Genomic DNA, 23721 nt, shown 5'->3' on the forward strand with positions numbered 1-23721 from the left:
CCGCCGGCGGCCTGGACGACGACCTCACCCTGATCGGGCCGTTCACGCCCGGCCAGCAGGCGCAGCAAGGTGGTCTTGCCGGATCCGTTCTCACCGATGATTCCGGTGCGCCCGCCCGCAGCGAGCGAGCAGGTCACCGAGTCAAGGACGAGCCTGCCGTTGAAGGACTCACTGACGGCGAGTGCGGTGATCCGGGTAGGCATGCGGGGACTCCAAGCACCCGAGGACGAGGCGGCCGTCAATGGCCGCGCGGCCGGGCGAACGCTTCGGAAGAGCACCGATCACCCCACTAGTGCGACAACTGATACATTAAGATTCTGCCACGACGCCATCCCCTCGAGCAAACGGACTACCAGCGATGACTCCCGCAGTCCCAGAACCGGAAGACACCCGGCCACCGCCGACCCGCCGCCGACCCGGCGGCCGCACCGCCCGCATTCGTACGCAGGTACTCGACGCGGTCCGCGCGGAGTTCAGCGAACACGGTTATGACGGCCTCACCATGGACGCCGTCGCCGCCCGCGCCGGCGTGCACCGCGCAACGGTGTACCGGCGCTGGGAGGACACCGGCGGCCTGCTCGCCGACGTCCTCGACGCGGCGAGCGACGACGACTGGCAGCCACCGGACACCGGCTCGCTGGAAGGCGACCTGGCAGCACTGAACCAGGAGATCCAGGCAGCCCTAACCGCACAACCGCCGTTCGTGACAGCCCTGATCGCCGCCTCGTTCCGCTCCGAGAAAGCCGCCCACGCCCAACAACGGCTCTGGGAGGACCGGTACGCCCGCTGCGAGATCGTCGTCAGCCGGGCCGCCCGGCGCGGCGAACTCCCGCCGTACACCGACGCTCGACGACTGCTCATCGCCGCCACCGCGCCGCTGTACCACCAACTGGTGCTCCTCCGCACGCCACCCGACCCGCGTCTACCCGACGACGCGGCCAGAATCGCCGCCCTCGCCGCAGCCGCCGGAGCCTTCACCGAACCCCCGTCAGCGGGCGACGCCTGAGGGAGACTTCACTCCCTTGTGTGGGCGCATGCCCAGTTCATCCGCCTGGCCTGGAACGCAGGATTTTGGTGCGGTCGGCGGCCCCTACCTCCGTTGACGAACCGCCCCGCATCGCCTATCCGACAGTTTCTGGAGTGCTGCCGGGCCCTGTGCCACAGTGCCGGGCAACGATGCGGAGGTATCGATGAGCGTCGCCCCGACGGACGGCGATCTTCAAGGCACGGTGGCTGCCGCGATCGCGGCTCAGGAGAGGTGCGTGCGCAACGCCGGGCTGCCGGAGATCGACGCTGCCGTGGCCGCCTGGAACGCGGTGCTGCGTCACCCCTGGATCTGGACCGATCCGCGCCAGGAACGCGCGGCCCAGCACAACGCCGGCGGGGTCGCGTCGATGCGATATCAGGCAACGGCCGACTCGGCGGACCTCGAGCGTGCCGTGGAGTTGCACCTGGGCGCCGTGGCGGGTGAGCCGCCCGACGGGCCTCACCGGTCGCTGTACCTGGCCGGGCTGGGCCGCGCCCTGCGCCTGCGTTACAGCCTCTACGAGTCGTCGGCCGACCTCGACGCGGCCCTCGAGGCGTTCGGGGAGTTCCTGACCGACCGTGACCTCCGCGCGGCCGACCCGATGGATCTCATGAGCATGTCGACCCTGCTGCGGCTGCGCTACGACCGCACCGGTCACGCCGCCGATATCGACACCGCGGTCGGGTTGGCCCGGCGCGCCACCGAACTCATCGGCGAGGGAACCGGGCCGGCCTCCGAGGCGTTCACGATCCTGGGAAACGCACTGGCGTTACGGCACCGCCGTGGCCGGGAGCGGGCGGACCTGGACGCGGCGATCGACGCCTTCGAGCGGGCCACCGCCGTGGTCACCGACGACAATCACAACCGTTTCAACGCGTTGCAGAACCTGGGTGTCACCTACCGGCTGCGGTACGACCTCATCAAGGAACCGCCGGACCTCGACCGGGCAGTCGAGTTGATGCGGGAGTCACTCGCCCTGATGGAGACGGAATCACCGTTCCGAGTCGGCGCCCTGAGCAACCTCGCCGCCGCGCTGGAGACACGGGCCGTGCTGACCGGCGACCGCACCGAGTTCGACGAGTTCGCCGCCGGGCCGTTCACCGAGGGGATGCGGCAGGCCGGTAGCGGCGCAATGTACCTGGTCATCGCGGCCGGCCAGGTCCACGAGCGCTACGAGCGGGTGGGGTCGCTCGACGAGCTGAACCAGTCCATCAACGCGCTGCGCCGGTCGATCGGCACGGTGCAGGGTCAGTCGCAGAACCGGCCGGTGCTCGCCGCGTTACTGCGCTCACGGTACGAGCGGACCGGCGACCTGGCCGACCTCACCGCGGCCGCCGACATCCTGCGCGCCGCTGCCATGGCGGAGACCGACGCGTACCGGCGTGCGGCCCACTACCAGAACTTGGCCATCTGCCTGCGTCACCAGTACGGGCACAGCGGCAGCACCAAGGATCTCCACCAGATGGTCGCCACGTCGGCTATTGCCCTCGAGGAATGCCCGGCGGACTCGGAGAACCTGCCCGGATACCTGATCCTGCTCGGCCAGAACCTGCATTACCTCTTCGGGCACACCGGCGCAGGCGACGACCTGGAAGCGGCCCTCGCCTGCTGGGAGGGCGGACTCGGCCTGCTGCCGCCCGACGAGCCGGCGCGGCCGCACTACGTCAACAGCTTCGCGGTCGGCCTGGCCGACCGATGGCGGCTGAACGGTGAGCGGGCCGACCTGGACCGAGCCATCGAGCTTCTCACCGAGGTGAGCCGGGACGCGCCCGAGACGTCCCCGCACAAGCCCGGCGAGCTGCACAACCTGGCGACCTGCCGGCGTGAGCGGCACGCGCTGACCGGCGACGCCACCGACCTGCGGGAGTCGATCGCCGCGTTCCGGCGAGCGTCGCTGCTGCCCCAGCTCGGCCGGCACGACGCGCTGAGCATCTCCCTCGCCTGGGGCCGGTGGGCCGGCGAACGACAGAGCTGGGCGGAGGCCGCCGAGGCGCTCGCGCCTGGCATGCGAGCCGCCCGGGAACTGTTCGCCGCCCAGCTCAGCCGGCAGGCCAAGGAGATGTGGTTGCGGGACGCCGGGGCCGTTCCGCAGCTCGCCGCGTACTCGCTGGCCCGCACCGGCAACCCGGCGGGCGCGGTCACGGCCCTCGAGCAGGGCCGCGCCATGTTGCTCTCCGAGGCCCTCGAACTGGGCCGCGCCGACCTCGAGCAACTGGCCGCACTCGGCCGGGGTGACCTGCTCGCCGCCTTCCGCGACGCCGAGGACAGCCTGCGGGCCTACGACGAACCGGACCAGGCGGCACCGGACGGGGACCTCTACGGACAGCTCGAGAGCCTACGCAAGGCGCGCGAGCGGTTCGCGGTGGTGTCCGCGCGGATCCAGCGGGTCCGCGGCTACGAGACCTTCCTTCAGCCGGCCGAGTTCGCCGACGTGGCGGCAACCGCGACCGACTGTCCGCTCGTCTACCTGATGGCGAGCCGGCCGGGCGGGCTGGCGCTCGTGGTGAACAACGAGAACGTCGAGGCGGTGTGGCTGCCCGAGCTGACCACCGACAGCCTGTATGAGAAGCTCGGCCAGTACTTCTCCGCGTACGCCCTGCGCGCGAGCGGCCGGGCCGCGTGGCCGGCCGCACTCGACGAGCTGACCGGCTGGCTGTGGCCTGCCGTCATGGGCCCGGTGCTGGACCGCCTGGAAGGGCACGCTCGCGCGGTCATCATCCCGACCGGACTACTGCCGCTGTTGCCGCTGCACGCCGCGTGGACCACCGCCGCGCCGGGCGAAACGGTGACCGGCCGGATCTACGCGCTGGACCGGATGCTGCTGACCTACGCGCCGAACGCCCGCGGACTGGCGGCGGCTGCGCCGCGCGCAGCGGCTGCTTCCCGGAGGAGAACGCGACCGAGTTCATGGCGCGCTCACAGCCGGGCGGGCGCTACTGGCAGTCGTACGACCCGCCGTCGTGCCTCGCCGGGGCCACCCGGGTACGGCGGCCGGACGGCACCACCACGGCGATCGACCGGTTGCGCCGGGGCGACCTGGTGGCCACGCCGTACGGCACCCGGCCGGTCCTGCTGGTGTCCCGCACGCCCCGCGCCGGCCGCCCGCTGGTCACGCTCGAACCGACCGGCCTGCGGTGCACGCCCGGCCACCCGTGGGTGGTGGAACCGACCGGTGCCGGGCGGCACGCCGACGGGCAGGATGGACCGGAGTACGCGGCGGTCCGCCCGGAACTGGCCCGGACCCAACTGCCGGGCCTGGCCGACACGGGAGTGGCCCCACTCGTCGCCGGCACCCGGTTGGCGGGTTGGCAGGCGGGCCGGCCGACCCCGGTCACGGTCCGCGCCCGGCCCGCCGACCCGGACGCCGAAGACTGGGTGTACGGGCTGCTCGTCGAGCCGGACGCGGACGGATTCGGCCGGTACCTGGTCGACGCCGGGGCGGCCGACGTGGTGGCGGTTCCCGAACAGGCGCCGCTCGGGCGGCTGCCGCACGCCGCGCTCGCGCTGCTGGAGGCGCTGCCCGCCGTGCTGGACGCCGTCCGGCCTGCGCTGGAAGCGGCGACGCCGGACCATTTCGCGTCCGTGCTGCGGCGTGCGCTCCAGGCCGTACCGGTGGACATCTCGGCGGCCTGGCGCCAGGCGGCACGGGTCCGACCGGTATGGACGGACGGCACGGACACCGCCCGGGTGCACGCCGCGCTGGACCGGCTGTTACCCGCGCTCGGCGACCGTCACGGGCTGGTCGACTGGCGGGCCGGCGGACTCGTCGACCTCCTGGTCGAGCGGTTCGGCGCAGAGTTGCGCGGCGTGGTCGACCACGGATGGCGGGTGCCGCCCCGGCCCGGAGCGCCGCTCACCGCCGCAACCGTGTTGGAAGTGGTACGCCACCAGCCCGGCGACAATCCCACCGAGGTACGGGTACGGTTCGGCGGCGCGACCGGTCGGGTTCCGCTGTCCGGGAGAGGCTTCCGGCGTACCCCGGACGCGTTCCCGGCGGTGCGGGGGCGTACCCCGGCTGCCGGACCGGTACGGCTGGACGCTGCGGTGCTCGCGGGCGGCCGAGTGGTGGCCAGCGGCACGACGTGGCTACCGTGGACCGTCGGCACCGGTTACCGGTGGGCGTGGTCACGCCTGGTCACACCGGACGGGGACGAGTACGGCCGGATGGCGTTCGACCTGCGTAGCCAGCGGTCGACCGACCGGGACCCGCCGGGACCACCGCCCGGCTGGGCCGGCTCCCGGCGTACCCCGTTCGCGCTCACCCTCGGCCGGTCGCTCGGCGCGTCGCTCGCCGCCGGACTGCCCGGCGCCCTGACGGCGAGCGCGCCCGCGATGCTGCCGCGCCACGTGACCGGTCACCGGCCGGGGTGGAGGTAGCCAGCCCAGGGTCATCGGTTCTGCCGCACCCACGGTCGCCGGTGCTCCCTCCTTCGGACGCAGGGAGGCGAGAACACGCGCCCGGCCAACACCAACGCCGAGGCGTGCTCTCAGCACGGCGAAGTCGGGGTGCCCGTCGCTGCCGGGGACGACGATCTTCCCGTCGAGGATGACGTCAGGCAGGCCGGCGGCGGGCTCAGGGCGGTGCGGGCCGCCGTACGCAAAGTCAGGGGTTTCCTCTTCCCCGGGATAGAATGCCGTCCATCTGGCGCCGAGCCCGCTGGGAGCAACGGTGATCGAACTCACAACGGTCGTCCAAGAGCTGCGCGCGGAGCTGGAGGCGGCCGTCGCCGTCGCCGCCGGCGAGGCGTTCCGGTTCGAACTCGGCCCCATCGAGCTGGAGCTGACGGTCGCGGTGACCAAAGAGGCGAAAGGGTCCGCGAAGGTCCGCTTCTGGGTGGTCGACCTCGGCACCGACGCCGGACTGCACCAGGTGTCCACACAACGGATCAAGCTGACCCTCCAGCCGAGGCTCAGCGGGTCGGCCGAGACGCCGTGGGTCGTCGGCGAGGCGGGCGATCGCGAGCGGTGATCGATCCGGCCCGCGTCGCGGAGATCATCGTCACGACCGCCGCAGGCGGCCGCCGAGGCTCGGGGTATCGGATCTCGGACACCGAGGTGCTGACCGCCGCCCATGTCGTCGACGGCGGCAGCCGGATCCTCGTCCGCTTCGACGCGGACACCGATCGCGAGTGGACCCGCGAGGCGGCCATCGCCCTGACATCCGGCGGCGACGACGTGGCGATCCTGCGCGTCGACGCGGGCGGCGGCATCCGCCGCAGCGAGTTCGCCGGCATACCCGCCGCCGACGCGGTACTCTCCTGCTCCACCGTCGGCTTCCCGCGCTGGAAGATCCGGGACGACCACTCGCGCCGGCTTCCCGACGGCAGCCCGTCACAGTACCGCGACACCTGCCACCTGACGGCCACGGTGGCGCTGCTGGCCAATCGCCGCGAGGCGACCCTCGAACTGGCGATCGCCACGCCGCCCGCCCCCGACCCGGATCCCGGCCGCTCGCCGTGGGAGGGCATGTCCGGCGCCGCAGTGTTCCACGAGGACCGGATCGTCGGCGTCGTCACCAAGCATCACCGGGGCGACGGGCTGGGCAGGCTGGCCGCCGGCCGGGCCGACGGTTGGATGGACCCGGTGCTGCGTGAGCTGATGGGTCCGCTGACGCAGGCCGTGCTCTCGGCCGGGGGCGCGCTCGCGCTCGCCGCCCAGCTGTCCTGGCTGCGCAGCATCGCGCCGCCCACGCTGGAGGACCGCGGCGACGAACTCGCCGAGCTGATGCGGTTCTGCGGCGGTGACGAGCCTTATGTGCTGTGGCAAGGGCCGCCCTGGTCCGGTAAGACCGCCCTGCTGTCCTGGTTCGCCCTGCATCCGCCGGCCGGGACACGCATCGTGTCCTTCTTCGTCACCTCCCGGCTCTCCGGCGAGTCGGACAGCGACGCCTTCCTGGCCTCGTCGATCGAGCAGCTCGCGGCGATCGCCGGGGAGGAGCCGCTGTTCCCCGCGCAGCGATCGGCGCGCGTCGGGCACTATCTCCGGCTGCTGGAGACGGCCGCGCGCGCGATGCCGCTCACGCTCGTCGTCGACGGCCTCGACGAGGACACCGGGCGCCGGCCGAGCATCGCATCGCTGTTGCCGCGCGATGTTCCCGCCGGGGTCCAGATCGTGGTCGCCGGTCGCGAGTCGCCCGGCCTACCCGCCGACGTCCCCGCCGGTCATCCGCTGCGCCGCTGCCGGACCGTGCGCCTGTCGCAGCCGCGGCTTGCCCAGGACCTGGAGGCCGCTGCCAAGAGCGAACTGGTCCGCCAGCTGGAGAGCGGTACCGAGAGCCAGCGGATCGTCGGGTTGGTCACCGCCTCCGGCGGCAGCCTGACGGTCGCAGACCTTGCAGACCTCGCTGGAAGTCCCCGCTGGGTGGTCGAAGAGCTGCTGGGTTCGGTGCTGGGCCGGTCGTTCACCTTCGTGTCGCAGATCGGCGAGGACCCGATCTGCGCCTTCGCGCACACCACGCTGCAGGAGATCGCGGAGCGGATGCTGGGACCGTCGGTCACGCAGCTGCGGGTCACCGTCCTCGACGCCGCCGCGGATCGGTACCGGGCGGCGGGCTGGCCGGACGACACGCCGGACTACCTGCTGCGGTCCTACGGGCGGCTGCTGCTGCGTTACGCCGATCCGCAGCGGCTCGCCGCGTTCGCCGGTGATCCGGCACGCCATGACCTCATGCTGCGCCGCACGCGATCCGACTACGCGGCGACGATCGAGGTCACCGCGGCCGTGGATCTCCTGGCGGAGGCCGGGCTCCTCGCCGGGCTCGCCGCCGTCGCCGCCGAGCGGGACCGGATCGTGCACCGGGGAACCTCGGTACCGGTGGACCTCCCCGCGGTGCTGGCCCGGCTCGGCGAGCCCGATCTCGGAGAGTCCCTGGCCCGCGCCGTCGGCGAAGAGATCATGCGGGCGTACGCGATCACCGACCTGGCCGCCGCCGTGCCCTCCAGAGCGCAGGCCCTGCTCACGACGGCAGTCGGCGTGGCCCGATCGATCGCCGGTGACCGGGACCGGTTCGAGGCGCTGCGCGCGATCGCCACCCACCCGGCGGTGCGGGACGACCCCGGGAGAAGCGCCGCCATCCTCGCCGAAGCCGCCGGCCTGGCCCGGGATTCCGGCTCCACCGAATTCGCCGGGCGCTGCGCCGTGCTGCTGGCCGAGGCGGGCCGGATCGCCGAGGCGCAGGAGGCCGCCGAATCCCTCGACGGCACTTGGGCGCGGGCCGAGGTGCTGGCGACCATCGCCGTGCACCTGACCGGCGACGACCGCGTCCGTCTCGCCGGAACCGCAGAACGCATCGCCATGTCCCTGACGGACGACGCGGAGCGGGTGTCGGCCCTGGCGGCGGTGGCGCAGGCGTGGTCCGGGGCCGACCTCGGCGAAGCCGCCCGGGTGGCCGAGGCCTGCGAGGAGATCGCGCGATCACACCCGTATCTCACCCGCGCCGACTATGCACGTCCGGGAGGGTGGCGGGTCACGGCGAAATACAAGACGAGCCTCGCGATGACCTACGCGCACCACTTCGGCAGCGCGCTGCGCTGGGCCCAAGAGCTCTTCAGCGACAGGGTCAAGGAGGCCGTCGCCGACGAGGAGCGGCTGCACGTCGACGCGATGGAGACGCTGGTGTGGACGATGATCTCGCAAGGCCTCGCGGACGAGGCGGTGCAGACGGCGGCCGAGGCGTTCGACGAGGGGCGCGCCTACATCTTCTCGGACGTGGATCCGGCGAGCATCGGCGAAACGCTGGCCATAGCGCTCGCCGAAGCGGGCGAGACCGGCCTGGCCGAGCAGGCGACACGCGTGCTTGCGGACCCGTTCCGGCGCGCGTCGGGGCTCGCCGCCACCGCGGCGGCACACCTCGGCGGCGAACGGCCGCAGGAGGCGCGACGCCTCGCCGCCGAAGCGCTGACCATCGTGCAGGAAACCGAGGTCACCGACGCTGACGTGCTGCTCAGCTTGCTGGATGCGCTTTGCGCGGCCGAGCCCGCGTGGGTCCGGGTCCAGGCCCGGGAGCTGGCTCGGCGTCCCGGCGTCGGCGCGTTCGTGGACCGGATCGCCGCTGTCCAGGTGGCAGCGGGCGCGTACGCCGACGCCGCGGAGATCGTGTGGTCAATACCGGACCGCTGGGAACGGCACCTCGCGGTCGAGGCCGTCGTGTGGCAGCTGGCGGAGGCCGGGCAGTTCAAACAGGCCGCACAGATGGCACGCAGGCTCAAGACGGAGGCGGAGGCGGAGAACCTCAGAGGCGCCTTGTTCTCTGCCGCCAACTTCCTCGACGCCTGGCGCGGGATGAAGGCAGCGATCAAGCACCGCGACGCCGCCGAAGCGGAGCACGCGACGACCGTCGCGCTGCACACCACGTGGTCCGGTATCGACTCCCCGAACCCGGGCGCGATCGCCGCCTGGATACGACTGCTGGCACAGTCCAAACTTCTCGGCCATGCCGCCTGGATCGGTCCTGCCCTCGGCACCTTCCTCACCGACCGGGCCGCCCGGCTCGCGATCGTCACGGACGTGCTGATGGACGCCGACCCCGCTACCGGGCTGCTCGTAGCGGACGAGGCGATCAGCGCCGCACGCTCGCAGGGCAGCGCACCCGACCTGGCGACGATCGCGAGGGCGCTGGCACCCCACGCGCCCGGGCGTGCGCGCAAACTCGCGGCGGAGGCGCTGACCATGGCCGGCGACGACCGCATCCGTTTTGATTGCGCGCTGGCGCTCGGCCGTGGCGGGCAGCCGCAGGAGGCCGACGACATGGCGGCGGCAATCACCCGGGCGGACCTGCGCGCACTCGCCCGCGGCGAGATCGCCGCCTGGGCCGCGAAAGACGCCCGGACCCAGGCGACCGCCACCCGGATCGCCGTGGATCTCCTCGCTGGTGAGCACTGGCCGATGGCTCTCGGGACGCTCGGCGTCCTGCATCCGGAGGCCGCGATCGCGCTCTACGCCTCGCTCCTACCTGATGCGCCTGTACCGCGCCAGAACTAGCACGCACGGTGTGAGCTGGGGCGTTGGCAGGCCGTCACGGGCACGGCCGTCGTGGCCGGACCGGGCAATCCTGTCCGCCCTCACACGACTCTCCGTGCGGTGGGCGGTCTCCCCGGCGCGTCAGGAGCGGATCGTCGGATGGGTGGCGAGGGTGAGATACTCCGGATACCGGTCGGGTTCGAGGGCGCGGCCGTCTGTGAAGTGCACGGCGAACGCCTCCTCGCCCAGGGCGGCCTGTGTCCGGCCGCTGATTCGGTCGACATCGAAGCGTTCGGAAGGTGGCAGCGGCACACCTACCGCTTCCCTGGTCTCGGCGGCGGTACCGAGCAGGCGGGCAGCTTGTTCTGGACGTCCGGCCGAGGCATGCGCACCCGCCAGTCCCTCCAGCGCCAGGGCGACGGCTCGGGGATCGCCGCTTCGCCGGGCGGCGGCGAGCCCGTCCAGGTGCAGGGTCAGGGCGGCCTTGTCGTCGCCACGTTGCTCGGCGACGAAGCCCAGTTCGCTCAGGATCAGTGCCGTTCCGATGTCCGAGCCCATCCGGCGGTCCCAGTCGAGCCAGTTGCGCAGGTGCGTCTCGGCGGCGTCGAGTCTGCCCTGGCGCCTGGCCCCGAGGGCGAGGCCGATCTCGGCCATTTCCTCGCCGACTTGGTAGCCCTGTTCGACGGCCAGCCGCCGCGCGCGGTCGTGGAGGTCCGCCGCCCGCTGGTATTCGCGGCTCAGTAGAGCGATCCGGCCGAGTTGGCAGAGATTGTCGGAGGCCTCGGTCCACAGCCCGAGTTCCTCCGCGATCCGCGTCCCGGTCTGATGCAGGTCGGCGGCCCGCGGATAGTCGCCGGTGATCTGCGCGAGCAGGCCGAGCGTAAACATGGCCTGCAACTGGCCCCAGCGGTCACCAAGTTCGCCGAACAGCGTCCGGCTCTGCTCGCCGGCGCGTTCGAGCGAGGTGAGATCGCCCCGGGTAAGCGCCTGCTTCGCCTGGGTGCTCAGCGCGGCGGCCATCCCCCATCGGTCGCCGTCGGCACGGAACGCCGCGAGCGCTCGGGTGACCCGGTTCTCGCTGTCGGCCAGACGGCCGAAGCCGATCTGGGCGAACCCGAGAAACCATTCCGCCCGGGCCCGCGCACCCGGATCGGCCGGGCCGTCCTCCGTGTCCGGCGTCGGGGCGATCGGCCCGGTCAATTCCACGCTGTCACCGAACCGCGCCGTGATGCCCGCATGCCAGATCATCGCCGTGGTCCTGCTCGCGGCGGAGGCCGGACCGTCCACCGCCAGCGCCCCGGCCATCGACCGCCGGGCCTCGCCGAGCCGGCCGCGCAGCACCCAGTACCAGGCCAACGAGTTGACCAGCCGTACCGCCAGCCCCGCGGCACCGTCCCGGGTGGCGTTCTCGAGTGCGGTACGCAGATTGGCCGTCTCAGTGTCCAGGCGGCGCAGCCACTCCTGTTGGGCCGGGCCGCGCAGGTGCGGCTCGGCGCGTTCGGCAAGTTCCGTGTAGTACCGGTAGTGCCGGGCCCGTACCCGAACCAACTCCTGCGCCCGGTCGAGGTGTTCCAGGCAGTAGGCCGCGACGGATTCGAGCAGCCGGTACCGGAGACCGTCGGGGCCATCGCTGACGACCACCAGCGAGCGGTCCACCAGACGGGCCAGCAGGCCGAAGACCTCCCCGGCGCGTACGCCGTCGCCGGCGCAGATCGTCTCGGCTGCCTGCGTCGTGCAGCCGTCGACGGGAACGGCCAGCCGGCGCAGCACGACGCGCTCGGCCTCGGTCAGTGGCTCCCAGCTCCAGTCGATCATCGCCCGGAGAGTGTGTTGCCGGGCCGGGCCGCCCCGTCGCCCCGCGGCCAGCAGGTCGAACCGGTCGTCCAGCCGGTCAGCCAGCTCTCGTACGTCGAGCACGCGTACCCGGGTGGCGGCCAACTCCAGCGCGAGGGGGATCCCGTCGAGCCGGCGGCAGATCGTCGCAACCGCGGCGGAGTTGCCCGCATCGAGCACAAAAGTCGGCGACGCCGCCACGGCACGGGTCACGAAGAGCCGTACGGCACCGAACTCCAGTAGAACGGTGGGGTCCGGTCCGACCGCCGAGTCGGGCAGCGCCAGCGGCGTCACCGGGCAGAGCTGCTCTCCGGCCAGCCCCAGGGGTTCCTGGCTGGTGGCGAGGATCCGCAGCCCCGGAGCCGCACGCAACAGTACGTCGCTCAGCTCGGCCACCGCCTCGACCACGTGCTCACAGTTGTCGAGAATCAGCAGCAGTCGCTTGGCGCGTAACGCGTCGGTGAGTCGCTCGGCCGGCGGCATCGGCCCGGTCACCGGGAGAAGACTGGCGGCGGCGTCGTCCCGGATGCCCAGCGCCGCCGCCACCACGTCGGCCACCGTGCAGGCCGCCCTCGGATGTGCGTGCTGCGCGATGGCCCCGGCCGGCGTACCGGCCGCGCTGCCCTGTCCGGCGAGTTCGACGATCCACACCCCGTCGGGGAAGGCGTCGACGACCTGGGCCGCGGTCGCCACCGCCAGCCGGGTTTTGCCGACCCCGCCAGGGCCGGTGAGAGTCACCAGCCGCACCCTGTCGAGCAGCGAACGTACCCGGGCGACCGCCTCCTCCCGGCCGATCAGGTCGGTCAGCGGGGCCGGCAGGTTGGTCCGGGCAGGAGTCACCAGAGCGGGTGGGGCCGTCAGGGCAGCGTCCTGGGTCAGGATCGACCGATGCAGCGCCACCAGCTCCCGGCTGGGATCCACCCCTAGCTCCTCCGCCAGGCGTTCCCGCAGCTCCTCGTAGCTGTCCAGCGCCTCGTTCTGCCTTCCCGCCCGGTAGAGGGCGCGCAGATACGCGGCCCGCAGCCGTTCCCTGAGCGGGTTCCGGACCACCAGGTCGGCGAGTTCACTGGCCAGCAGACTGTGCTCGCCGAGGTCCAGCCGCGCTTCCGCCTGCTCCTCCAGGGCGATGAGCCGCTCCTGCTCGAGCCGACCGATCACGGCCCGCGCGAACGGCTCGTCGGCGAAATCCGCGAACGCCGGCCCCTGCCACAGGGCGAGCGCGTCGGAGAGCAACCCCGCCCTGGCCCGCGCATCGCCGTGCAGCCGCGCCTGCACGGTCAGGGCCTGGAAGTGCCCCAGATCCACCTGCTCCGGGTCGACCCGGAGCAGATAGCCCGGTGGCTGGAACGCCACCAGGTCCCGGCCACCCGACTCAGCCTTCTCGAACGCCCGCCGCAACTGGAAGACCCTGGTTTGCAGCGCACCAGTGGGATTGGCCGGCAGCCGCTCGCCCCACAGGTCCTCGATCAGCCGGTCGGCTGACACCGGCTGCCCCAGCTGCGCCAGCAGATCGGCCAACAGCGTACGGACCTTCACTTCGGGTATCCGGACCGGCGTTCCGTCCGCCGTCCACACCCGCAACGGACCGAGCACACCGAAACGCATGCCGCCACGGTAACTCGACGCGCCGGCCGAGGTTCCGATTGGACGGTGCTGCCCCCGGGTCCGGGAAAGCCGGTCTGGAGCCGATCCTGAGCCGGTCTGGAGTGGCGGTCGGCAGGGTGGAACCCGGCAAAGCAGACCTTGCCCGGACCGGGCTCACCAACACGCCTGCCCGGATCGGGCCGACCGACAGGACTAGGAAGATGACCAGGTACGCGGGAAAGAAGGCCGTCGTCACCGGCGGTACGCACGGGATGGGGCTGGCGATAGTCAAGGCACTCCTCGACGGGGGAGCCGAGGTCGTACTCACCGGACGCAACGAGAAGACCATCGAAGAGGCGCGGACCGAACTCCGCTCGCGGCCGGCACACGTGGTGCGGTCCGACGCGGCCAGCATGGCCGACATCCAGGCGCTCGGCGCGCTCGTCGCGGACCGGCTCAGCCGGGTCGACGCCCTGTTCGTCAACCACGGGATCGCGGAACTGGACGAGCCACTGGAGCGGGTGACCGAGGCCTCCTACGACCGGCAGTTCGACATCAACGCCAAAGGGTCGTTCTTCACGGTGCAGCGCCTGGCCCCACTCATCCCGGACGGCGGCGCGATCGTGTTCACCACGGTCGCCAACGACCTGGTCTTCCCCGGCATGAGCATCTACTCCGCTTCGAAGGACGCGCTGCGGTCACTCGCCCACGTGTTGGCCGCAGAGATGCTCCCCCGGCGGATCCGGGTGAACTCGGTGGCCCCGGGCTTCATCAAGACTCCGACGATGGGCGTCGCGGGCATGACCGACGCGGACCGGGCGGCCTTCGAGGAGCAGGGGAACGAGATCACCCCGCTGCGCCGAATGGGCACGGTCGAGGAGGTGGCAACCGCCGCGCTGTTCCTGGCCTTCGACGCGACCTTCAGCACGAACGTCGAACTCGCGGTCGACGGCGGCTTCGCACAGGGCCTCACCGCGCCGATCGGCTAGGAGGTCTGCCGGTCCCGCCACGGTGGGACCGGCAGCCACCGCCGAGTGCGAACGGTATGCCAGTCAGTCGAAAAAAGCCTCCCGACCCAGGCGACAGAACCGAGATGAAGATGTGGGATGACCAGCAACCCGCGACCGACAGCCCGGACGAGTCGGTTGCCGAGCACGTACGCCGCTACCTGGAGACAGATGGCGAGGACGGCTTCACGGAAGGGGGCATGACCAACCTGGTGCTCACCACCGTGGGCAGACGGACAGGCGGACTCCGCCGCACCGGGCTCTTCTTCACCGAAGACGACGGCCGCTACATCCTGGTCGCCTCCGGTGCCGTCGCCAGCCCCAAACATCCCAACTGGTACCTCAACCTGGTGCACAACCCCGAGGTGCGGGTTCAGATCCGCGCGGATAAATTCGCCGCGCTGGCCCGGACCGCAGTGGGCGAGGAGCGCACCCGGTTGTGGCGGCTGATGACCTCGCTCGCGCCGGTGTACTACGAATACGAGGCCAGGTGCCGCCGGCTGATCCCGGTGATCGTCCTGGAGCGGATCTGACGCGTTGCGTGTCGTGTGGGTCGCGGGCAACCCTGAATCGTAGTCATCACGCTGCCTGGTCGGATTTGACTCCGGACTCCTGGTCGCGATTACCGGATCTCCGGACCCGACGGGTCGATGTGCATCTCGCTGATCACGGGGTCACGTCCGCCTCGTCGCCCGCCAGGTCCTGACCGAACCCGAACCCGGCCTGTTCACCCTCGACTCGCCACCGCCGTCCGCGTAACCCCGTGAGCACGGCTCCCCACCTACGATCAAATCCACAACGGACATGGATCCGTAACCACCCGCTGAGCATGCGGCCGCGCGAGCGGTGACCGAGCCGGGTCGGGTGGTTCCTGAGGATGAGGGACGTGTGGCTCGTGTCCCACCCACCTCTGGGCCGCTCATTCAAGCCGAGGCGGGCGGCTCGGGCATCGTCCGAGGGAAGGATGACAACCTGATGGGCGGCACCGCGCTCGACGGGGCGGACAAACCTCGACAGCGCGACAACGCCACCGAAGCCCGCGACTCCTGTCTCCTCGGCCCGTCCGGCGGCAACACCACGCCTCCGCCGACACCCCAACCGGCCCGCCACCTGGTCCCGCCACTCCCTGTCCGCGAGCGGCGGAGGGTCGTTGTCGAGGTCCTACCCGACGGGCTTTCCACACGGCACTCCCCCGTCCTCTCGGCGTCGGGTCCGCCCACGGGCGATGGACGGACCCAGTTGGCTTGCGGAGCGCGAGGTCACGCCCTCCCGGAGGACGCCAGGATTTCGAGGTAATGCGGGTTGTACATGATGCCGACCACGTTCCCGAACGGGTCGACCACGGCAGCCGTGATGAACCCCGCCTCCCGGTTGACGATCGGCTGGTACTCCTTGGCGCCCATCGACAGCAGCCTTTCGAAGGTCGCCGCGACGTCGTCGACGTGCCAGTACACGACGGCCCCGCCGGGCTCGGTCGCCGCGCCAGCCGGCGCCCAGCCGCGATCGATGAGTCCCAGTTCGTCCTGGTAGTCGCCGACGCGGAACTCGGCATAGGCGAGCTGACCGTCCGGTCCGGGGCGCTCGAAGTACGGCTGGACGCCCAGCAGATCGGCGTACCACCGCTTCGCCGCTTTCATGTCGTCGGCCCAGTAGCTGATCGTGGCGAATCCTCGCAACATTTGTGGCTCTCCTTGGGGGTTCTCCGTTGTTCCTGTCGATCACATTAGGCCCACTTGTGGAACCTGCGGTTCCTCAATGCCTGGCAGACTGAAGAAATGCTGGAAACCTCGGTGCGGCTGCTGCGGCTCCTGTCGTTGTTGCAGGTACGGCGCAGCTGGTCCGGTGCCGACCTGGCCGATCAACTCGGCGTGACCACCAGAACCGTCCGCAACGACATCGAACGGCTGCGGATCCTCGGCTACCAGGTGCGCTCCAGCACCGGCACGACCGGCGGGTACCGGCTCACCGCCGGGTCCGCGCTGCCGCCGCTGCTGCTCGACGAGGACGAGGCCGTCGCTGTCGCCGTGAGCCTCGCCGCCGCGGCCGCCGGCACCGTGGCCGGGATCGAGGAGCCCGCCGTACGAGCCCTGTCCAAGCTCGAGCAGACGCTCCCGTCCCGACTGCGGCACCGGGTGGACACGCTCCGGTCGGCGACCGTCTCCGCAGCCGGCGGTGGACCAACCGTCGACGCCGAGATCCTCACCACCATCGCCGCGGCGTCACACCACCACGAACAGCTCCGCTTCGACTACCTCAGTCACGACGGCGAAGCCACCACCCGCCGTGTCGAACCCCATCGACTCGTGTACACGGGACGTCGGTGGTACCTGATGGCCTGGGACACCGAACGAGAGGACTGGCGCACCTTCCGCGCCGACCGGATCCGTCTCCGCCCGCCGAACGGCCCGCGCTTCACGCCCCGCCAACCGCCCGTGGACGCCGCCACCCACGTCCTGCGGAGCGTCGGCTCACTCGCGTGGCAGCGCCAGGCGCGCGTACGGCTGTACGCGCCGGTCGAGACGATCGCCGAACGTATCCCCTCGACCGCCGGTCTGCTGACGGCCATCGACGAGCACACCTGCCTCCTGGAAACCGGCGGCGACTCGTTCCACGACCTCGCCGCGTTCCTGGGCACTCTCGACGTCGCGTTCACCGTCCTCGACCCTCCCGAGTTCCGCGACCTCCTGGGCCGGCTCGCCGACCGCTACCGGACCGCAGCCACCCTCCCATGACCGGGAAGGCCACCTGCCGGGATCGTGTCAGCAATGTCCAGGTCTCCGTTCACGTGGCCGTACTCACGTGTCTGCTGGGGGACCCGTGCGTGCGAGCGATGGTCACCACTGTCAGCACCGGTACCAGGAGCACCAGGACGCTCCAGGGAAGGACGTGGGCCCGAGGATGTCGAGAAGGATTCCGCCGACGACTCCGCCGCCGGCCATGGCCACGTTCCAGAGCGTGACGAGCATGGCTTCTGCCGCTGTGCTGCCGAGCGGCGTCGGTCGAGTCCGACCCGCCTCGCCCGCTCTGGCCCGGCGTCGATCATGACGGCACCGCCACCGGGTGGCGTAGCGCCAGCCGTTCGACAGTCTCCAAGATCACATTGTGTCAAGCCGCGTACGACACTCCGATCAGGCTGCCACATCTCGACGACATCGGGTTGCTCACCGGCACAACCTAACGGCCGGCCCACGGTAAGCGTCGCGGGCGGACATGCACAGCCGCCGCATGCTGCGCTTTGGGCGTGGGGATGCAGCCGTCGCACTGACATGCGCACGAAGATCACGTGCACGGATCTGGCCCCTCTTGAGCCACTCCCCGGGCGGTAGCCGGCGGGCGCATGCCAGATGAGAGTCACACCCTGGATGCGGATGGACCGCCGCGAAGGGAGCGATCCCACCGGCTACCTCGACCCAGCCTGGCCGGGCACGGGTCGTAGATCCAATTAAATAAGCAGCCGCTGAGCACGCGCGGCGGCCGGCTGCGCACGGGTCACAGAGCGTGGCGGCGTACGGCTGGTGCGCGGCGTCCAATCATGCCGATGTTGATGCGGCGTGGGAGGTCGATTGTCGACAGCATCACGTCGTCCCGGCAACGCCGTACGCGGCGAGCCATACCCGTACGGCTTCATCAGCCCAGCGGTGCAAATCGGCCTCGTCGTGGCGTTCGCGGACCGCGAACATCGCCTCGTTGAGCGGGATCGACAGGATCAGATAGTTCAGGTGCTGTGCCGCCATCAGCGGGTCCGGTGTGTGGACCAGTCCGCGCTCGGCGAGCCGGGCGATGGCGCGGGCCAGGGTCGCGGCGCCGCGTTCGGGTGCGCTCCGATGCCAGGTGCGGGCCAGTTCGGGGAACCGGCCGGCCTCGCCGACGATCATTCGCCGCAGGTGGATCAAGTGGGTTTGCGTGACGGTGCTGACATGTTCGCGGGCGAAAGCACGCAGGTCGCGGGCCAGGTCGCGGGACTCGGCCAGTGATTCGGTCAGCGGTGAACCTGAGCGCTCCGCTTCAGCGATCGCGTCGGTGAAGACGGCCTCGAAGAGCGCCTGCTTGTCGGCGAAGTGCGCATAGAGCGTGACTTTCGAGGCTGCTGCGCGAGCGGCGATCCGGTCCATGCTTGTACCCCGGTAGCCGTGCTCCAGGAACTCCGCCAGGGCAGCACCGAGAATCACCTGACGCTTCTGCTCTTTCCGCACCCCTCAACTGTACTATACCGTTCAGTTCATGGAGGCTGTCATTACGTCCCGGGACGGGACCCGCATCGCATACGAGCAGAAGGGTTCCGGCCCGACGCTCATCCTCATCGACGCCGCCGGACAATTCCGCGCCAACAGTCCGCTGGGTGAACTCGCCACCCTGCTGGCCAAGGACTTCACCGTCGTCCGATACGACCGCCGCGGCCGTGGCGCCAGCACCGACACCCCGCCGTACGCCCCCGCACGCGAGGTGGAAGACCTAGCGGCGCTGATCGACACGATCGGCGGACCGGCGACGCTCTACGGCTACTCGTCCGGCTGCCTCGTCGCGCTGCATGCGGCTGCAGCCGGCCTGGCCGTACGTCGTTTGGCCTTGCTTGAGCCGCCGATCGAGCCCGCAAGCGACAATCCAGAGCAACGAGCGTTCACCGCTCAACTGCGGCGCCTCACCGGCGCGGACGCGGTGGAGTTCTTCCTGACCAGCATCGGTGTGCCCGCCGAGGCCCTCGCCGACATGCGGGACACGCCGCACTGGTCCGCCATGGTCTCCGTCGCATCCACGCTGGCATACGACAGCATGCTCAGCGAAACCGTCGACGCAGACCTGCTTCGACACGTCACGACACCGACGCTGGTACTGGACAGCACGGGCAGCACCACCGATCTGACTCAGATGGCAACGGTCGTAACGGAGTTGCTTCCCCAGGCCGTCCACCGCAGCCTGCCCGGCGAGTGGCACGGCGTGCCTGCGGGGACCCTGGCCCCGGTGCTCAGCGAATTCCTTGGCTGAGCACCGGTCACGCCGACATCCTGCGAGAGCTTATCGACGAAGCCACCGGCCGATAGGAAATTCGAAGACCACCAACGGCCCGAAGGGTCGGCAAGGTGACGGTGAGGAACGCACGGATCTGCCGCAGCCCGCGCGTTACACGACGTCCGGCGCTCGGTCGGGTCGGCGTCCGGTCGTGCCGAGATCAGTGCGTTCATGGGGTCAGCCGAATCGCCAAGCGGCCGGGTCTACACCGCCGGCACCGACGCCGCCGAGTCGTAGGGATGCCGGGTGAAGACGAGGGTGCCGAGGTCGAGGTCTCCGGCGGCGTCGCGCTCGACCGCAGCCGCTCGTCTACGAAGTAGCCGCTGAACCCTCCCGCTGGCCCTCGCCCGTCGGGCACAGCCGGGTGCTGCGCCCGCCTCCGGACAGCGAGCCCAGCTCCAAGACGCCGTCGATCAGCCGTCGCCCCGTCCCGGTCTGCGGTGGTCTGCGCCACCGTGCTGGCCGGCCTCATCCGAGTGACAGCCCACCGACGACGTCGCCCTGCTGGCGATCGGCGCCGCCGAGGGCAACGCCGCGACCGGGTCCTGATCACAGCACCGGCCAGCGCTGTCAGCCGGGCTCGTGGTTCCGCTCCGGCTCAGACCTTTCTCTGCGTGGTGACCCGGGCTCGTCGTTCGGTCCCGGTCCGGCCCTGCCGGTCAGGTCCGGCCCACCCTGTTCGCCGGTCAGCTCCGCGTCGGGCTGATAGCGGTACGCCGCCTCCCGTACCGCGGAGTCGGACTCTAGTCCGGCGCCGAGCGCGCCGCCGACTGTCGCCAGCGAACTGGCCAGCCAGCCCAGCTTGACCTGGTGGGCGACGCCGGCTGGTCGGCCGGTGGATTCGGCGAGCAGGTCCCAGGGGACGAGGGCGATCGTCCCGATGATGGTCAGAGCGGCGAGCGCGGCGTACAGGGCGAGGACGCCGATGACGACGGTGAGCATGGTGACCACGTTGAAGAGGACGACCTGCTTCCGGGCGCCTGGGCCGCGCGGAACCCGTTCCCAGAGGCGCGCGCCGAGCACCATCGTCAGCACCACCGCCAGGACGGAGCCGGCTGCGAGCAGGGCGAGCCGCAGATTGCCCAGGGCCGCCGACAGCCGCCAAATATCGGCGCTCACCAGGGCGAGGACGGCGGTCGCGAAGGCACCGACCAGTACCCGGGAGAGCCGGACGGCCAGCCGCCACGGCCGGTTCGCCCGGAGCATGCCGAGCAGCAGCCGCAGGTTGCCGCCGATTACTCCGGTCAGCAGGCCGATGCCGGTCGCCTCGGGGTTCACGCGCGCGCCCAGTTTCCGGGCCCGTCGTCCGGTGGCCACGCGCCGACGGTGCGGGCCGGCCTGTACCGGGTCACCGACCGCGTCGGTATCGCCGAGCAGTGCCGCGAGGAGCCGGTCTCCGGCCTCGGCCATCCGCCGGGCCGCAGCGACGGGGCCGAGTGCGGGCATGGAAAGGACCGCGACGCCGTGGGTGGTGCTGGCGTGCGCGACCACGGGTCGCCGCGCGGTCTGCAATGGCAGGTCCGTCACGCAGAGGACCAGATTCCAGCCCTCGGCCAGCATCCGGCGCCGGGTTGCCTGGATGAGCCGGCCGAGGTCGGCGGGCCCTTCGACGAGCCGCGCCACCTGCAGGCGTACCGCCCAGTCGACCTGCGGGACCCGGCTGCGGAGCCGGTCGGCGAGCTCCGTGGCGGCCTCCCGTGCCAGGTCGGCCGCGGCCCCAGGGGCGGCCACGACACCTACGACGATGGACCCGCGCCCGGTCACCATGCTCTCGGCGCCGGCCCGGCCGCTCATCCGGGCGCGGCGCCGGTCTGTGGCGCCGTCGTCAACACTCAAGGCCGTCCTTCAGCTTGATCATCGCCGTCTTCAGCCGTTCGGTGTTGAGCGGCAGCAGGTTCCGGCCGGTGGTGACAGTGCTGGGCACGATCCCCGGCGAGTGTCCGGTTCTGGGGATGGCGTGGCTCAGGTCGAACGTCGGTGACGTACTCGAAGCCCTGGCCGATGGGAGTGTTGACGGTACGGGTGACCCGGGCGAAGTCGTCCCCCACCTCGGTTCGGTCCCTGTCGACGCTCATCGCCGCCTCCCGTCCCTGTCGACCTGGTCCAGCTAGTCCCCGGTAGGCGCCGATCCATTCGTCAGCGCCCGGGCGACCACCCCGGAACTGCCGGTCAGGGCTGGTACTCGCTGCGGGTGCGGGGTAGCCACTGGGGGTGCTGGTCGCGTAGGTAGCGGATCAGTCCCTCACGCAGGTCGCAGCGTAGGTCCCAGGCGCTGGCGCCGTCGGCGGCTGAGGCCTGCACCTGGATGACGACGGTTTGTGGGGTGGCGTCGACCATCTGGAGCACCCACCGGTCTCGATCCCACAGCGGTGAGGACTCGATTAGTCGGCGTGCCTCCTGACGCAGGTCGTCCAGGTCGGCGGTGTGGTCGACATGTAACTGGATCTTGCCGATCACCCGCGACTCGTTCCGGGTCCAGTTCTGGAACGGCCGGTCGGTGAAATACGTGGTCGGCAGGACGAGCATCCGGTCGTCCCAGAGCCGGATAACCACGTTGGTCAGCTTCACCTCCTCGACCCGGCCCCACTCGCCGTCCACCACCAGCACGTCGCCGACCTGCAGCCCGTCGGCGAAGGCGACCTGGATGCCGGCGAACGCGTTGCCGAGCGCGGTTCGGGCGGACAGACCGATCACCGCGCCGACAACCCCGGCCGAGGTCAGAATGGAGATGCCGAAGAGGCGTATCGGCCGGAAGGTGATCAGGATCAGGCCGACCGCGAGGATCGTGACAACGGCCACCGTGAGCCGCCGCATCGGACGGATCTGGGTCCGGGCCCGTCGAACCCGCCGGGTCGTGACCAGGTCGCTCGGCAGCCGGCTGAACACGACCGCTTCGGCGGCGTGCAATGCCTTGATCACCAGCCACGCACCGACGGCGACCAGGACCAGCAGGGTGGCGTGCCGCAGATCGCGCTGCCACCCGGCGGGTCCGGGCGGCAGCGCGTAGTACAGCGCCCCGACCAGCAGGACCACGGCCGCCGGGCGGCGGCAGGCGCGCCGCAGCGGCTCCAGCAGCCACTTGTAGCGGCCACGGGCAACCCGGCGGACCAGCACGCCGGAGACCAGGTCCACGACCACAGCCGCCGCCAGCGCGGCCAACACGATCAACGCGGTACGCATCAGAATTCGTCCACCGTGATCCCGATGCCGCCTCTCCCGGGCTCGCGACCGCATTCCCCGCGTTCAGGGTGCCATCAGATCCGGTGGCAAACCGCGAACATCGAGAAGGCCGGACGGCAGGAAGGTACAGGACGGTCTCGCCGAGAACCCGGCGCTGCCGGTGGGTCTGGTCTGCCGGTTGGTGCGCCATCGGCTGCGCCGGTTACGGAGCCGAAAGCCGCTGCTCGGCGCAAGCGGCGCCGTTCCGGTTGGCGGGACACCCGCCGGGCCGGGGCTCAGGGCCGGGCTGATCCGCCCGGCTCTGGGTCCCACCGGGTCAGGCTGTCGCCATCTGACGGATGTGTTTGCCCTCGGCGAACTCCTCGACCATTTTTGCGCAGAAGGCCGGAAGGTCGCTGGGGCTGCGGCTCGTGACCAGGCCGTTGTCGACCTGCACCTGTTGGTCCACCCAGTTCCCGCCCGCGTTGCGGATGTCGGTGCGCAGGCTGGGGAACGAGGTGACGGTCCGGCCGTTGACGATCCCGGTCTCGACCAACGACCAGGGGCCGTGGCAGATCGCCGCCACCGGCTTCTGTTGCTGGAAGAACGCCCGGACGAAGTCCATCGCCTGCGGGTTCATCCGGAGTCGGTCGGGGTTGACCGTCCCGCCGGGCAGCAACAGGGCATCGTAGTCGGCCGCATTGGCCTCGTTCACGGTCCGGTCCACTCGATAGCGGTTGGCCGGATTGATGTCCTGGTTCATCGACTGGATCTCGCCGGATTTCAACGAGATCAGGTGGACCTCGGCCCCCGCCTGCTCCGCGGCGGCCCGGGACTGGGTGTACTCCACGTCCTCCACCCCGTCTGCGGCGAGGCAAGCGACTCGCTTGCCGGTCAGTGGCTGCTGGCTCTGCCCCATTTCTGCGGCCTCCCTTCGCGGCGCCGCCCCGTCGCAGCGCATCGCTCGCTCGCTGTCGCCTTCCCGGTGCGGGCACCGGCAAACAAGCCAGCAAACACCACTCGACGGCGGACAATCCGGCCACATGTCCGCTGCGGGGCGACCGGGCCTGCGCGGAGAGGTCGCGCTACGAGGTGTGCTGCCGGTCGCCGCGGGTAACGCAGGGAAGAATTGGTACCGCAGACTCC

Annotated in this window: 14 protein-coding genes and 1 pseudogene; 8 read left to right on the plus strand and 7 right to left on the minus strand. The window is 71.1% G+C overall.

All coding sequences use genetic code 11. The features are described 5' to 3' along the window. Positions 1–2: 2 nt before the first annotated feature. Positions 3–203 (minus strand): annotated as a pseudogene (locus H4W31_RS43335) (ATP-binding cassette domain-containing protein); the annotation flags it as partial. A gap of 155 nt (positions 204–358) precedes the next feature. Between H4W31_RS43335 and H4W31_RS32735 the strand changes: the two are divergent. From H4W31_RS32735 to H4W31_RS32750, 4 genes are all read left to right on the plus strand, one after another. Then, positions 359–1006 carry a TetR/AcrR family transcriptional regulator gene (locus H4W31_RS32735; RefSeq protein ID WP_192770149.1) on the plus strand — a complete coding sequence of 216 codons (648 nt, stop codon included), beginning with the start codon at positions 359–361 and terminating at the stop codon, positions 1004–1006. A gap of 184 nt (positions 1007–1190) precedes the next feature. Continuing rightward, positions 1191–5342 carry a hypothetical protein gene (locus H4W31_RS32740; protein ID WP_192770150.1) on the plus strand — a complete coding sequence of 1384 codons (4152 nt, stop codon included), beginning with the start codon at positions 1191–1193 and terminating at the stop codon, positions 5340–5342. Positions 5343–5696: 354 nt separating this feature from the next. Next, positions 5697–5996 (plus strand): trypco2 family protein, encoded by a 300-nt coding sequence (locus tag H4W31_RS32745; protein ID WP_192770151.1) that lies wholly within the window; start codon positions 5697–5699, stop codon positions 5994–5996. Then, a complete protein-coding gene (locus tag H4W31_RS32750; RefSeq protein WP_192770152.1) occupies positions 5993–10006 on the plus strand; it encodes a trypsin-like peptidase domain-containing protein in 4014 nt (1337 codons plus the stop codon). The genes H4W31_RS32745 and H4W31_RS32750 overlap by 4 nt, the downstream gene beginning before the upstream one ends. 120 nt (positions 10007–10126) lie before the next feature. Here H4W31_RS32750 and H4W31_RS32755 read toward each other — a convergent pair whose 3' ends face one another. Beyond that, entirely contained in the window at positions 10127–13423 is a 3297-nt protein-coding gene (locus tag H4W31_RS32755; protein WP_192770153.1) for a BTAD domain-containing putative transcriptional regulator, read from the minus strand. A gap of 200 nt (positions 13424–13623) precedes the next feature. On the opposite strand from H4W31_RS32755, the gene H4W31_RS32760 reads away from it, so the two are divergent. Next, on the plus strand, positions 13624–14391 hold the full coding sequence (locus H4W31_RS32760; protein ID WP_192770154.1) for an SDR family oxidoreductase: 768 nt from the start codon (positions 13624–13626) through the stop codon (positions 14389–14391). 104 nt (positions 14392–14495) lie between these two features. After that, entirely contained in the window at positions 14496–14942 is a 447-nt protein-coding gene (locus H4W31_RS32765) for a nitroreductase family deazaflavin-dependent oxidoreductase (RefSeq protein WP_225945789.1), read from the plus strand. 726 nt (positions 14943–15668) lie between these two features. Here H4W31_RS32765 and H4W31_RS32770 read toward each other — a convergent pair. Continuing rightward, positions 15669–16088: a VOC family protein gene (locus H4W31_RS32770; RefSeq protein ID WP_192770155.1), complete on the minus strand. Its 420-nt coding sequence runs from the start codon at positions 16086–16088 to the stop codon at positions 15669–15671. A gap of 96 nt (positions 16089–16184) precedes the next feature. On the opposite strand from H4W31_RS32770, the gene H4W31_RS32775 reads away from it, so the two are divergent. Further along, entirely contained in the window at positions 16185–17141 is a 957-nt protein-coding gene (locus H4W31_RS32775; protein WP_192770156.1) for a helix-turn-helix transcriptional regulator, read from the plus strand. Between the two features lie 843 nt (positions 17142–17984). On the opposite strand, the gene H4W31_RS32780 is transcribed toward H4W31_RS32775, so the two are convergent. Then, entirely contained in the window at positions 17985–18602 is a 618-nt protein-coding gene (locus H4W31_RS32780; protein ID WP_192770157.1) for a TetR/AcrR family transcriptional regulator, read from the minus strand. A 28-nt stretch (positions 18603–18630) separates the two neighbouring features. Between H4W31_RS32780 and H4W31_RS32785 the strand changes: the two genes are divergently transcribed. Then, positions 18631–19392, plus strand: a complete 762-nt coding sequence (locus H4W31_RS32785; protein ID WP_192770158.1) for an alpha/beta fold hydrolase — start codon at positions 18631–18633, stop codon at positions 19390–19392. Positions 19393–19986: 594 nt separating this feature from the next. Here the strand turns inward: H4W31_RS32785 and H4W31_RS32790 are convergent. From H4W31_RS32790 to H4W31_RS32800, 3 genes are all read right to left on the minus strand, one after another. Next, on the minus strand, positions 19987–21252 hold the full coding sequence (locus tag H4W31_RS32790; RefSeq protein ID WP_192770159.1) for a hypothetical protein: 1266 nt from the start codon (positions 21250–21252) through the stop codon (positions 19987–19989). A 333-nt stretch (positions 21253–21585) separates the two neighbouring features. Further along, complete coding sequence (locus tag H4W31_RS32795) at positions 21586–22596, minus strand: mechanosensitive ion channel family protein (protein WP_192770160.1); 1011 nt, start codon at positions 22594–22596, stop codon at positions 21586–21588. A 316-nt stretch (positions 22597–22912) separates the two neighbouring features. Beyond that, positions 22913–23494 carry a type 1 glutamine amidotransferase domain-containing protein gene (locus H4W31_RS32800; protein WP_192770161.1) on the minus strand — a complete coding sequence of 194 codons (582 nt, stop codon included), beginning with the start codon at positions 23492–23494 and terminating at the stop codon, positions 22913–22915. Between the last annotated feature and the right edge of the window lie 227 nt (positions 23495–23721).

The organism is Plantactinospora soyae, from assembly GCF_014874095.1.
In the GTDB taxonomy this organism is placed as follows: domain Bacteria; phylum Actinomycetota; class Actinomycetes; order Mycobacteriales; family Micromonosporaceae; genus Plantactinospora; species Plantactinospora soyae.